Annotated in this window: 9 protein-coding genes; all 9 read left to right on the top strand. The window is 39.7% G+C overall.

Going from position 1 to position 13,879, the window contains the following annotated elements:
- Positions 1–246: 246 nt before the first annotated feature.
- The 9 genes from ppc to tnpA all read left to right on the top strand — a co-directional run bounded on the left by ppc (position 247) and on the right by tnpA (position 13,522).
- The gene (gene ppc, locus BK575_RS14025; RefSeq protein WP_078410927.1) at positions 247–3,012 is read left to right on the top strand and encodes a phosphoenolpyruvate carboxylase; all 2,766 of its coding nucleotides are present in this window, start codon (positions 247–249) and stop codon (positions 3,010–3,012) included.
- Positions 3,013–3,352: 340 nt separating this feature from the next.
- Positions 3,353–5,077 carry an ATP-binding protein gene (locus BK575_RS14020; protein ID WP_078410926.1) on the top strand — a complete coding sequence of 575 codons (1,725 nt, stop codon included), beginning with the start codon at positions 3,353–3,355 and terminating at the stop codon, positions 5,075–5,077.
- A 220-nt stretch (positions 5,078–5,297) separates the two neighbouring features.
- Positions 5,298–5,645 carry a hypothetical protein gene (locus BK575_RS14015; protein ID WP_139368039.1) on the top strand — a complete coding sequence of 116 codons (348 nt, stop codon included), beginning with the start codon at positions 5,298–5,300 and terminating at the stop codon, positions 5,643–5,645.
- A 448-nt stretch (positions 5,646–6,093) separates the two neighbouring features.
- Complete coding sequence (locus BK575_RS14010) at positions 6,094–6,936, top strand: STAS domain-containing protein (RefSeq protein ID WP_407984346.1); 843 nt, start codon at positions 6,094–6,096, stop codon at positions 6,934–6,936.
- Between the two features lie 229 nt (positions 6,937–7,165).
- Positions 7,166–8,038, top strand: coding sequence for a permease (locus tag BK575_RS14005; protein ID WP_078410923.1), 873 nt, complete (start codon positions 7,166–7,168; stop codon positions 8,036–8,038).
- Positions 8,039–8,057: 19 nt separating this feature from the next.
- Positions 8,058–8,897: a TIGR03943 family putative permease subunit gene (locus BK575_RS14000; protein WP_078410922.1), complete on the top strand. Its 840-nt coding sequence runs from the start codon at positions 8,058–8,060 to the stop codon at positions 8,895–8,897.
- 253 nt (positions 8,898–9,150) lie between these two features.
- On the top strand, positions 9,151–11,373 hold the full coding sequence (locus BK575_RS13995; RefSeq protein WP_078410921.1) for a YcdB/YcdC domain-containing protein: 2,223 nt from the start codon (positions 9,151–9,153) through the stop codon (positions 11,371–11,373).
- A 161-nt stretch (positions 11,374–11,534) separates the two neighbouring features.
- Positions 11,535–12,869, top strand: a complete 1,335-nt coding sequence (locus BK575_RS13990; RefSeq protein ID WP_078410920.1) for a polysaccharide biosynthesis protein — start codon at positions 11,535–11,537, stop codon at positions 12,867–12,869.
- Positions 12,870–13,036: 167 nt separating this feature from the next.
- Positions 13,037–13,522 carry an IS200/IS605 family transposase gene (tnpA, locus tag BK575_RS13985; RefSeq protein WP_078409725.1) on the top strand — a complete coding sequence of 162 codons (486 nt, stop codon included), beginning with the start codon at positions 13,037–13,039 and terminating at the stop codon, positions 13,520–13,522.
- The last annotated feature ends 357 nt before the right edge of the window (positions 13,523–13,879 follow it).

The following is a 13,879-nucleotide window of genomic DNA, read 5'->3' as shown; positions in this document are numbered from 1 at the left end:
AATAAAAATTCTAAAAAATATAATAACTTATTGTGAAAAAAGTTCAACACTGGTAGAATAAAAAACACTATAGTAATGATGGTATCATTCACTTTAATAGGGACGCAATACGTCCTTTTGGGACGTATTGTGTCCAAGTGAGGTTTGGAACTCATAAATATGAGGGGGAGAACGACTGTAATAAGTCAAGTATCCAGTATCATCATGAAAAACATGACGATACTATTTTGAAAGGTGAGGGGAAACATGACAGTGACATTATCGGAAAAGAAAGAGAACTCAATCAACCCATTAGCGGAAGATGCAAAATTCCTCGGACAACTACTGGATCAAGTTCTCCTTCATGAAGGCGGACAAGCTCTAGTTGATAAAATAGAAAACATTCGAACGATGGCAAAAACATTGCGCGAGGATAACGATTCTTCTACGTATGCACAGCTAAAAGAGGAAATGCGCCAGTTACAATCGCCGTTAAGACAGCAAGTCATTCGCTTTTTTTCGATTTATCTTCAACTTGTGAATGTGGCCGAACAAAACCACCGTATCCGCAGGCGCCGTGAATATCAATATTTGGAGGAGACCGCGATCCAACCCGGTTCTCTTGAAGAAGGGGTTGCTTCTTTGGCGGAAAATCAAGTTTCTCCCGACATGGTGACAGAGCTCCTGCAAACACTATCGCTCGAGCTTATCATCACAGCGCATCCGACAGAAGCGACAAGACGAACCGTGCTGCAAATCCATCAGCGAATCGCGCGTTTATTGCAGCAATTGGATCAACCGTGCTCAAAACGCGAGAAACAGGCACTTGAAGAAAGTTTGTTTAATGAAATTACGGCGCTATGGCAAACAGATGAACTGAGAGACCAAAAGCTGACGGTCATGAATGAGGTTTCAAACGGACTGTATTATTTTGACGAAACGTTATTTGATGTACTGCCGCAAATCCATCAAGATTTAGAGCAGCTGCTTTTTGAACAATACGATCAAAAATGGCATGTTCCTACATTCCTTCGATTTGGTTCATGGATTGGCGGCGACCGTGACGGGAACCCGAATGTAACGGCTGAAACGACGTGGAAAACGCTGCAAAGACAACGCCATTTAGCGTTAAGTAAATATAAAGAGGGGCTGCAAGAACTGCAAAAACGATTAAGCCACTCAACTAGAAGGGTGAAGGTCAGCGACGAGCTTTTAGCATCCATCGAAAAGGAAAAAGGATTGCTTGAAGAAAACGAAAAATGGCGGAACGAGGATGAAGTATATCGCTGTAAAGTCACAATTATGCTGAAGAAGCTGCAAAATGTCGGCAAAGACAGCAACGGCTACACATCATCTGAAGAGCTCCTTCATGATTTATCGATTATCCAAAAAAGCATTGAAGCGCACCATCCAAACGGTTATACGCTGAAACTGCTGCAAAAATTGGTTCGCCAAGTGGAACTGTTCGGCTTCCACCTAGCGTCTCTTGATATCCGAAACCATAGCGGTGAGCATGAAGCAGCAATTGCTGAAATCTTCCAAAACGTCAACATTGCCTCTGATTATAAGGCATTGACGGAAGAAGAGAAGGTACGTGTGTTAACGAATGTTCTGCAAGACAGAAGGCCGTTAATTTCCATTTTCGACAAATTTTCACCGGAAACGCAGGAAATCATCGAAGTGTTCCGAATGATTAGACGAGCGCATGAGGAATTTGGTGACCGTGCCATTGAAGTATATTTAATCAGTATGACGCAATCAGCAAGCGACCTGTTAGAGGTACTTGTGTTAGCAAAAGAAGTGGGATTGTACCGCGTGTATCCGGATGGACGGGTTACAAGCAAGCTGCATATCGCACCATTGCTTGAAACAATTGATGATTTAACATTCGGACCGAAGATGATGGAACAATTGTTCCAAATGGATTTATACCGCAAGCATCTATCCGTCCGCAACGATTTGCAGGAAATTATGCTTGGCTATTCGGACAGCAGTAAAGACGGCGGAACGCTGACGGCGAACTGGAAATTATATAAGGCGCAGCAGGAAATCCACGATATGGCGAAAAAGTATGATGTTCGCTTGAAGTTTTTCCATGGACGCGGGGGCTCATTGGGACGCGGGGGCGGTCCTCTTACACGCAGCCTATTATCACAGCCGGCCGAAACATTGGGAGACGGCGTGAAAATCACAGAGCAAGGGGAAGTTCTATCTTCTCGTTATTTGCTTCCTGACATTGCCTATCGCGGCTTGGAACAGGCCACTTCTACTTTGCTGACAGCAATTGCCCGTGTTTCAAAGGAGGCGGAACAAAACTTTTCTCGTTCTACTGAATGGGAGCAGGCAATGGATGAAATTTCAGCGATCGCATTGGAGAAATACCAATCTCTAGTCTTTAAAGATCCAGACTTTTTGACGTACTTTAAGCAGGCGACACCTTTACTTGAGCTTGGAGCGCTTAATATCGGTTCAAGACCGATGAGCCGAAAGGGAAGCGGACGTTTTGAAGATTTGCGGGCCATTCCGTGGGTGTTTGCATGGACACAAAGCCGCCAACTGCTTCCGGCATGGTTTGCCGCAGGCACGGGCTTGAAGCGTTTTGCCGAAAAGCAAGAAAACTTGGAGCTGCTGCAGCAGATGTATTGCAACTGGCCGTTTTTCCGTTCCACAATCGATAATCTGCAAATGGCATTAACAAAAGCGGATGTGACAACAGCAAAAGAATATGCGGATATGGTCAAAGACGAAACGGTCGAAAAAAGAATCTTCGGCGAAATCCTGAATGAATACAATCAAACGAAAGAAATGGTTCTGCATATTACAGGACAAGCAGATCTGCTTGATCATATTCCAAACATTAAAGAATCGGTCAAGCTTCGCAATCCATATGTCGATCCATTGAACTTCCTTCAAGTGCAATTGATTTCAGAGCTTCGCGGCAAGGCGGAAAATGACGAAGGGGCAAGCCAGCTATTACGTGAAGTGCTGCTCACCATTAACGGCGTTGCAGCAGGGCTTCGCAATACAGGCTGATAAGCAATCTTACGCTTCTCACCAAAAGGGCCGAGCATTTACAAGAGAATGTTCGGCCCTTTTTTAATGTTTAAACTCTATCGAATCCATATGTATCCCCATGTTCAACTGCATGTGCACCTCTTCAAAATGAGCTGCCTTCTTTTTATAGAGCAACCAGAGCAGCATTCCTATCATGTAAAACAGTCGTTCGTATGTAATAGAAAGGGAAGAATCACTCAATATTTTTTAATATTAAGAAAATAAATAAAATTTAAGTTTTTTTAAAGATTAAATGATACTATTAAGGCAGGAAAATCCGGGTATAATTGATGACAAGAAATGGTTAGGAGAATGAGATATGCATGGTGTACACCGAATTAATACATTGACAAATCATTCATCAGCTCTAGAAGGAAGAGCCCATATTCTTTATATCTATAATGAAGTCGATAAATACATTGCTAATGCCATTAGTTTTATCCTCGAAGGACTAGCCAAAAATGAGGTTATTCTATTTGTTGAGACAAAAGAGTTGATCGGACAAGTTAAGGATGCAGTGAAATCAAAGAGGCTTGTTACGGCTCTCCTCCACAATGTCATTTTTATGGACAGTACGGAAATGTATATGGTAGGAGATCAGTTTAATGTGAATGGTGACGAAAAGCTAATTAGCTTGCTTATGCCCTTTCTTGAGAAAGGCTATACAATACGAACCTGGGGCTGCGTTCCCTTCCCGGAGAATGAATCTACTTTAGAAAAACTAAGAATATATGAATGTAATTGTGAAGAATTCATTTCCAAAAACAAAATGATTTCGGTCTGTGCATACAACGGTTTAATCATACCTGCCTACGTCCAGAATGAGTTAATGAAGACACATACTCATTTTATGACAGATAGTGAATATTGTTTATCTCCTTTGTACAAAAGAGAACATCTTTATTTTCCGTCTAATGAAGAAATGGAAAGGCTGCGAAGACTGGAAAAACAAAATAAGAAACTTCGAGATCGAAACAATCATTTAATGATAGAGAATAGTCTTGTTAAATTAAACAACGAGTTGATTATACAAAATGAGCAAAAACTTCGAAATATTATAGACGAATTGCCCATACCTACCATTATTAGGAGGGAAGCCAGTATCCTTTTTCTAAACGGTGTAGCACAGGAACAATTCTCGATTAGAGAAGGGAATCTTGGAGTAGAAGATCAACTGTACATATTTTTTGAAGACTATGATAAAAATGTTGTTACCCCCCATAATAGGATTCCGCGAGAACATCAATTTAGCTTTAAGAATGGTAATGTAAGACAATACCTAGTAAAATCTATCGAGATAACTTATGAGGAAGAACCCGCCATTTTGCACTCTTTTGTAGATATTACCCACGAGAAAGAAAATGAAATGTTAATGATCCGTTCTGAGAAAATGAATATTGTAGGAGAGCTTGCGGCAAGTATTGCGCATGAATTACGTAACCCTTTGACTGCCATTAAAGGTTTTTTTCATATGCTGAAGGCCACGAATGAGGGAGAAGAACTGTATTATAGCGTGATAGAGGGGGAACTTTCTCGGATCGAGCAAATTTCAAGTGAGTTGTTAACTCTTGCAAAGCCCCATTCTGACAATAAAAGAAGTTATAATATCATTCAGCTAATTGACGATGTCATAGTGCTATTAACCCCTCAGGCAAATATGAAAAATATAGAGATAATCAAACAAGCAAATTGCGAGGAACTGTATTTGAACTGTGAAAATACGAAAATGAAGCAAGTCTTCATCAATTTGATTAAAAACGCAATAGACGCGATGGACAGTGCTGGAAGTATCGTTCTTACTATAAAAGAAATGAAAGAAAATATTGTTATTCAAATCCAAGATCAAGGGAACGGTATCCCAAAAGAACTATTGAGCAGGATAGGAGAACCCTTTTATACCACAAAAGAAAAAGGAACGGGTCTTGGTCTGATGGTTTGTTTCCAAATTATCGAAAGCCATGAAGGGACCATTCATGCGGATAGCAAGGTCAACACTGGAACCACCTTCACCATTACATTACCTTTGTCAAGGGAAAAGCAATAGCTTTCCAAGAACGATCAGAGAGCCATTTACTTGAATGATTCCTGCTGAACGAATGTTTGGTGTTAGAGCGTAACGGGATAAGAAAAGCCCGTTTCTTGCTTCTTTTTCTCTTGTTCAAATATTAATATTATGATTTACATGAAATATATGTTTAAAGCAAAAAGAAGCGGGGTAATTCTTCTGTACATACTTACTTTGTAAAGAACAGAAGGAGGAACTAATGATGAAATCAATTTGGAACAAAAAACTACTAGTTGGGGGAATGGCTGCAGCATTAACACTTGGAGGATTAACCGCGTGCGGCGATGGAGTCGACCAGGATAACGGCGTCAGCGACGGAGAGCAACAAGATGAGCTGGATAAAGAAAATGAAGCTGAAGTGAACGAAACTGAAAAACAAGCTGAAACAGAAATGGAGCAAGCAGAACAAAAAGCTGAGCAAGAAGCAAATGAAATCGAGCAAGAAATGGAAGACAGTGGAGTCGGTGATGGAGTCGACCAAGACAATGGCATCAGTGACGGCGAGAAAAAGGACGAGCTGGATAATAAAAATCCAGAAACCAATTAATGAAAAAATCTTTCTAATTATATAGTAGGAAACTTCCATGCTAATAAATCACGAAAACGAAGGTCTCTTTTACAGCGAAGGGCCTTCGTTTTCGTGTCGATGCATCTATATACATTCCACGTAATAACTCGACACGTCTTCATTTTTATCCAGAGCAATTCACAATCGGTGGTCCAGATAACTTGAATCCGCCCCTAAGGGTTAGAAGAATAGACAGGGCCGTTCTTTGGTCATGTCAAATCTTCTAAATCAATTTATATAGTAGAATAGTCTTCAAGCGAATCATTCACTGAAAGAGAGCAGGTATGTTATACTTTGGAAAATAGCAAAATCTAAAGTCAACCTTCAACCAGTGAGAATTTTATTGCCTATTAGAGCAGAATCATCTCATTTCTTCCAACCTGACAGATGGATGGGAATGACGAAGGTGTTTGGAAGGGGAATGAAATTGGAGAAGAATCATGCGTTACGTACTTTTTTATTAAACCATGCCCGGCAGCTAACAGAAGAATGGCACGGTTCCTTGAAAGACAACGATCCTGCATCCGTTTATGCTTCGGCAGACCTGGAAGTAGTTCAAACGTTAAAAGAACAAAATTATGAGTTCCATCTTTATTTTGCTGATATCTTTGTTAAAGAGGAATCCTCTTTTTTTCGCTCACTTGAAGAGTGGGTCGTCAAAATTGCAAAAGATAGCCAACATTTGAGAACACCCATTCATTATATTATTAGAGAATTTATGAGAGTTCGGGCACAGTATCTGGACTATATAAAAAAATTTGTCAGCGAATATGACGGAGAAATTGATCAAAATGACGTGGATAAATGGAATGGGCTTATTATTAAAGGTCTTGATATTACAATACTTAAATTTGTGGAAGGGTTCCATAAGTATTCAAATATCCAGCTAAAAGCCCAGCAGGAAATGATCAATGAGCTAAGTTCGCCCGTTATTACACTTAATAACGACACCGCGTTGCTTCCATTAGTAGGGGATATCGATACGGCAAGGGCGAAAATGATTTTGGAAAATACGCTTAAACAATGTGCCGGCAACCGTGTAGCCCATCTTTATATCGACTTATCAGGGGTCGTGATGGTCGATACGATGGTTGCCCATCAAATCTTTCAGTTGATTGAGGCGCTAGAGCTTCTCGGAGTGAAATCGACGATATCAGGTATCAGACCTGAAATCGCAATGACCGCTTTGCAACTAGGATTATCCTTTGACAAAATATCGATTAAATCGACGCTTTCACAGGCGATTGCTTCTCATACTGAGTTAACCTAGGATGGATTAAAAAGATACAGAACATGAAAAAGAAGAGGATAAACGTTTATTCCTCTTCTTTTTCATGTCTAAATACCAGTGGGGGATATTTTTATAAAAAAAGAAGTGAATTCTTTCATGGATAGTATAATTTTGCCTTAATGAAATTTTTTTGCATAAACCAATCATTTTCGCTAAAATGGATGGAGTCGGTATTTGAAAAATAAAGAGTAACTGGGTGAGGAGTCTTATGACATACGAATCTTTCTTACAACTGAATACAATTTTTATTAGTTTATTGATAGAATCATTACCTTTCGTGTTGATTGGGGTGGTTATTTCCGGCATCATTCAAATGTTTGTAACAGAGGAAATGATGGCAAAGGCTATTCCGAAAAATAAATTTCTTTCCGTCATATGGGCGGCCTTTTTGGGTGCATTATTTCCAGCCTGCGAATGCGGGATCGTTCCGATTACCCGCCGTTTGATGGCAAAAGGGGTGCCGCTGCATGCGGCCATTCCATTCATGCTGACAGGACCTGTCATTAATCCGGTTGTCTTGTTTTCAACGTATGTTGCGTTTGGGAACGATTGGGGCATGATGCTGAACCGCGGTGGTTTGGCGTTTCTTGTTGCCTTGCTTGTAGGTCTTATCTTGTCCATTCAATTCAAGGATTCGCAGGTGAAGAATGATCATCATGCACATGTCCACCATTATGCCAACTTTAAAACGAAAATTAGCGGAACCATTAAACATACGATCGATGAATTTTTTTCCGTCGGGAAATTTCTTATCATTGGAGCATTTGTCGCCGCTGCGATGCAAACATTCGTGAAAACGTCAATCTTACTGGACATCGGCAGCGGGGAATATTCATCTACGTTTGTCATGATGGGGCTGGCATATGTGCTGTCTTTATGTTCTGAAGCGGATGCGTTTATTGCTTCCTCGTTTCGCAGTACCTTTTCGGAAGGATCCATTGTTGCTTTTCTGGTGTTCGGGCCGATGTTTGACATCAAAAACACGTTAATGATGCTTGGACAATTTAAAGCGCGATTTGTCCTGTATTTGTTTCTATATGTAGCGATATTCGTTTTTATCGGTTCCATTCTTCTCATTTGATTGAAAGAGGTGAGCGAGTATGTTTCGTGTGATTATTTTGCTGGGATTTACGTTCGTATTCATGCATCTGCATGCAACGGGTAATATCTCAAAATATGTAAATATGAAGTATTCATGGATTTCGTTTAGTACGATTTTTTTGCTGTTCTTTTTAACAATTGCAGCTTTATATTTCTATATGAAGGAAGATGAACATGAGGAGGGCTGCGGTGAATGCGGATGTGACCATGGGCACCATCATTCCACTGGAAAATGGCAAAAGTGGCTGTCCTATCCTGTTTATATCTTTCCGGTTGTTACAGCATTGTTTTTTCCGGTAGCTACGCTGAATTCTGATATTGTTGAAGCGAAAGGGTTTCACTTTCCGATGTACGACAATGAGAGTCCTTATGAGCAGCATCAATTTCTGCAGCCGGACACAAGCGTCTACTATGGCAAAAAAGGTTATGATGAAATGATGGGAGAACAATTGCCAAAGTATACGCGGCTTGATAGAGTGGCGTTAAATGACGATAACTTCTTGACCGGAATGGAAATCCTCTATAACCATACAGGTGAGTTCATGGATAAGACGATTGAATTTAAAGGGTTTACGTTTCATACAAATGAAATGCATGAAAATCAGTTTTTCGTTTTCCGTTTTGGTGTCATTCACTGTGTAGCCGATTCCGGAGTATTCGGGATGCTGGTGGAGTTTCCGGAAGGAACCCATTTTGAAAATGATGAATGGGTGAGCGTACAAGGGACAATCAGCACAATGTATTATCAACCGTTCAAAAAAACGATTCCGATCTTGAAGGTGACGAATTGGAAGAAAATTAATGAACCGTCCGATCCATATGTTTATCGTAACGAATAGTCAATTTTTTAAGCATCCATGATTATATAATATGGAAAAAAGATAAGCTAATAATAAATGACCCTGGGCATTGAGCCAGGGTCATTTTGATTTTATCAAAATATTAAATCAGCTTTATTTTAGTATCTGGTCTATTCACAAAAAAGATTAGTTTACTTGGTATAACTCGAAGATAAAATATGTAAAAATTGGTTTTTATAGTAAAATATGTTATTATCTAAAGGTTAATAGGGATAAAAAGGGGGACTATCTTTTGAAAGTAACAAAGTTGGGGACGCTATCGATAACTGCTGCACTGTCTTTTGGTGCATTTTCGTCACAAACGTTTGCAAGTGAATTACATACCCAAAGCCAGGAAAAGCCAATGATTATGATTGCTAATGTAGACTCAGAGATTAATAAAGAGGTTCTTATTCAAAAATTAAAGAAATTGTTTCCTGGCAAGTTCGATTCTTTGACAAGTAAGGACTTTCATTTTGACACAGGACATCGCTATACAGAAGATAACGAAGACACTATCCGCTATCATCTCTCATTCCACAAAGAATATGCGGGCAAGCAAGTGTATGGCGGCGTTGAATTTGTCGGTGAAAATCTTGACCTTCAGTCATTCTATTATTCACCTTCAGATGTAAAAGATGCTCTTTTTCCTGCGAAGGTAACAGAGAAAGAGGCTCTTGAAATTGCGGTAAAATTTATCAAAAGTCATTATTCGAACGATTCATATCGATTGAATGATAATCATCCAATATATAATCAGGTACCGACAAATCTGACAGAACCAGTCCGTTATCAATTCGCTTTTGAACAATTGAAAAATGATGTCCCTGTTATGGGTCAAAATATGAATATTACGGTTCTGGGGAATGGAGAAATCGTTGAGTTCAATAGCGGAGAACATCAAAAGAAGAATGTGACATATGAAGAAAAAAGTAACTTTGTCAAAGCTGAAACGGCTTTACAACAAATAAAGGACAATTTTGATGTCACCTTACAATATATGGTTGACTATGATTATCGTAATGAAGAGACACAAGTAGAGCTGGTATATGGAGTAGAAAGACCTATTGATGCTATGCATGCTAAAAGTAGAAAGTGGTTAATCGGACAAGAATTTACGGATAAATTACCTGATTCAAGCAAAATAAAAATGTTATCGGATGCCCCGATTAAAGAAGGAGCCAAGCCCATTACAGACAAAGAGGCAAAGGCAATTGCCGAAAAGCTACTGAGACCGGGCAATGATGATATTAAGCTGATTATTGAGAGTGTATCGGAACAAGAAAATAAATTGTTAGGCAAAACGGTTTACTCTGTTCAGTATATGTATCAAAGCAGAAACTCAGGTCATGGAACAAGTATAGAAATTGACAAGAATACAGGTGAAGTAGTAAGTTTTTATGATATTTCTGAGGATGTTTTTGGTAAAACGAAGGATGCCGGCAAAACAGGAAAGATAACATATAGTCAAGCCGTGGAGAGAGCGATTGCTTTCATAAAAAAATATTCACCATCCATTATGCACGAATATTCTTACCCAACACATGGTGAATTGAAGCAGTCTCGCCAAGGGGAGTTTTATCTATCATTTCCTAAAGTCAAAAATGGTATCCAAGTCATAGGAGACTCTATCAATATAACGATTAAAAGTGATGGTTCTATGAGTCACTACAATGTTCAATCACCAAATATAAAAGAGTGGCCAAGTGCCGAAAAGGTAGTTTCTAGGGAAAAGGCATTACATGATTACTTGGATCAACTGAAAGTAAAAATGGCTTATACAAAAACTGCTCCTGAAAAAAATCATTATTCTTTAGTATACTTCTGGGAATTTGAAAATCAGTTTCATTACTATGATGCGATTACCGGAGAATGGAAAAAATCTAGTGAATACCAAGGGCAGAATGGTACAGAAGTGAAAGTGTCACATCCAACCGCTGAAAAAGAATTAAATCATTTAATCCAAGCAGGAATCATTAAAGTGACAGATCCGGATACATTTAATGCTGATCTCCCTTTAACAAAAGGAGAAGCGCTTGAGGTGCTTATGAGATCAATTATGCATTACTATGAATTCGAGCGTACTGAGCACCAAGAGAAGCCGACTTTCTCGAATATTACGAAGGATCATCCGTTATATTCAATTGTTGAGTTGGCAGCCCAGCAAAAGATTATAGATACAACACAAGAAACGTTTTCGGCAGATGAAACCATCACAAATGAAGAGCTGGCGTTTTGGTACATTCGCGCACTTGACTTGGATTTAGCAGCGAAACATAGTGATATCTATACGCTGCCATTTAAAGATGCAGCGCAAGTCCAGAAACGATACATCGGCTACGTTGCTCTAGCGAACAAATTAGGTCTGTTTCCTATAAAAGACAACACATTTTCTCCTGCACATCAAGTGACGTTAGCAGATATTGCTTTGTCCAATGTTCGCCTTGCACGAAAAATGGAAGTATCAAATAAATAGATAATATACGTTCGGATTTAATTGGAGAATGCTCATAAACAAGAGAGTATTCTCCTTATTCAGTTTTTTATTTCATGTATTACTTGAAAGTCGATTCATATACTTCCTGCTTGTCTACATATATATGAAAGAAAGGATATGTTAGCAGAGGAGTTTATAGCATGAACACTTTCTTGAAAGGAACCTTTATTTTAGCCGGGGCTGCCTTTGTTTCAGAACTGGTGGAGTTTTTGGTGAATATGGTATTGGCACGGGAGCTGGGGAAAGAAGGAATGGGCATCTATATGTCCATTTTGCCGACGATTTTTTTGATTATGACCATTGCCAATTTGGAACTTCCTGTGTCCGTTTCAAAATTTTTGACCGAACATGACCGGAAGGAGCACCGGCACATGCTGGGCCATGCGCTTTCGTTCGTAACGGTTCTGGCGGCAGCACTGATGGCGATAGGGCTGCTTGTGTTTCCATATATTCCTATTTTTCACGAGCATCATCCGCTCATTAAATGGGCCGTACTTGCGTTTATTCCAATCGTTTCGTATTCTGCCGTATTGCGCGGATATTTCATGGGCATCCATAATATGTCAACCATTGCTGTGTCCAATTTCATTCGAAAAGCGATTCAGCTGTCGATTTTGTTTGCCGTGTTTCAGGCATTTCACTTTGTGAAGACGGAAATGGCACTGTTTGCGGCCATTTGTACGCTCATTGCCAGTGAAGGAGTCGTTCTTTTATATTTGCTCATCATCTATATTTCACAGCTTCATTATATTCCTAAAAACAGCCAGCATCAAATGAGCGGTGCTCAGGTGCGGCGAAAACTGTTATCTGTGTCTCTTCCAACTACAGGCCTTCGAATTTTCAACTCTGTAGCCAATGCGATTCAGCCGTTTTTGATTAAAAAAGCGCTCATTTTGTCGGGATTAACAGCAAGTCTCGCCAATCAGCATTTCGGGTTAATGGCAGGAGTGGCCATGTCCATTGGTTTTTTTCCTGCTTTTTTTGCTCACTCGCTGCTCGTGGCTCTTATTCCATCCGTGTCTGAAGCGTATGCCAAAAACGATATGAGGAAATTAAGGCAATTATTGCAGCAATCGATGCAAATTACCGTTTTATACGGATTACCCGCGATCGTAATTATGTATGTGTTCGCAGAGCCGCTGACGAATTTATTTTTCCGTTCACCAGAAGCGGTATTTTATCTACATGCGCTATGGCCCTATTTTTTGTTTCACTTTTTTGCCGTTCCGCTTCAAGCTTATTTAATCGGATTAGGGCTCGTAAAAGATGCCCTGTATCATACAGTATGGTCTCATATCGTGTCGTTTTCGATGATTTATTATTTCGGTTCCCAGCATGACTTTGGAATGGTCGGGGTGATTATGGGAATGAATACCGGCATTTTATTATTGATGCTGCTTCATTATGCGACGATTTGCCAGGCAATCGGCGTCTCTTATTTTTTAACAAAACGAAAAACTCCGCAATGGAAATGACCTTTCACAAAGTTGTCAAAGCGAAAGGTTCTTTTTTGTGGAAAAGAAAACCCTAGGCTAGGCCTAGGGTTCCAAAAAGCTTATAGCGTGGTATTAAAAAAACTCCTCCGAGGTGCTAAAATATTTTTGGTTCGCCAACCAAAATATCAGCACACGGAGGAGTTTTTATGTCTAAAAAAGACACTAATAGTTTAGCACATACAACTTGGAATTGTAAGTATCACATTGTGTTTGCGCCGAAGTATAGAAGACAAGTGATTTATGGGAAAATCAAAAAAGACATTGGAGAAATACTGCGTACCTTGTGCGAAAGAAAAGGTGTGGAAATTATCGAAGCAACAGCGTGTAAAGACCACGTACATATGTTGGTAAGCATTCCGCCTAAGATCAGTGTATCTTCATTTGTAGGATATTTAAAAGGAAAAAGCAGTTTAATGATCTTTGATCGTCACGCAAATTTAAAATATAGATACGGGAACCGAAAATTTTGGTGTACAGGATATTATGTGGATACCGTTGGGAGAAATAAGAAGGTGATAGAAGAATATATACGCAATCAAATACAAGATGATATAGTCGCAGAACAATTAAGTATGATGGAATATATCGATCCATTTACAGGTGAAGAGGTGAAGAAAAAGAAACGAAAGTAAGGAGGAGGCCTTTGAGGTCTGGCCAGTAGAAGTAGTACAACTGGCGAACCATTCAGTAGCCCTTTAGGGTTTGGTCAGTAACAAAGGCTTCCAGCCGTAGAGCAAACCACCCGTTATCACGGGTGGTTTTGACTTTTAGAGGTTGTTCAAAAAGTCCGGGAAAAATGACTGTCGAATTTCGGCGTCAGCTTGCTTTTCCGCTACTCACGTATTAACACCATACGCTCCGTTGCTCAAAGCGGCGCTTCCTTGAACTTCTCGGTCCTTTTTGTCCTCCTTTTTGAACACGCATTTTTAGTGCTTCAAAGAAAAAGAAAGGTCGTCTTTTCCGTGTTCGCACATATATTAGTAGCAATA

The sequence above is a fragment of the Priestia abyssalis genome, assembly GCF_002019595.1.
Taxonomy (GTDB): domain Bacteria; phylum Bacillota; class Bacilli; order Bacillales; family Bacillaceae_H; genus Bacillus_BA; species Bacillus_BA abyssalis.
Note: the sequence above shows the minus strand (reverse complement) of the source record. Positions and strands in the feature narration are given on the sequence as shown.

Excerpts from the sequence above, each read along its gene's own strand:
- ppc (WP_078410927.1), top strand. The coding sequence starts at position 247 with ATGACAGTGACATTATCGGAAAAGAAAGAGAACTCAATCAACCCATTA.
- BK575_RS14020 (WP_078410926.1), top strand. The coding sequence starts at position 3,353 with ATGCATGGTGTACACCGAATTAATACATTGACAAATCATTCATCAGCT.
- BK575_RS14015 (WP_139368039.1), top strand. The coding sequence starts at position 5,298 with ATGATGAAATCAATTTGGAACAAAAAACTACTAGTTGGGGGAATGGCT.
- BK575_RS14005 (WP_078410923.1), top strand. The coding sequence starts at position 7,166 with ATGACATACGAATCTTTCTTACAACTGAATACAATTTTTATTAGTTTA.
- BK575_RS14000 (WP_078410922.1), top strand. The coding sequence starts at position 8,058 with ATGTTTCGTGTGATTATTTTGCTGGGATTTACGTTCGTATTCATGCAT.
- BK575_RS13990 (WP_078410920.1), top strand. The coding sequence starts at position 11,535 with ATGAACACTTTCTTGAAAGGAACCTTTATTTTAGCCGGGGCTGCCTTT.
- tnpA (WP_078409725.1), top strand. The coding sequence starts at position 13,037 with ATGTCTAAAAAAGACACTAATAGTTTAGCACATACAACTTGGAATTGT.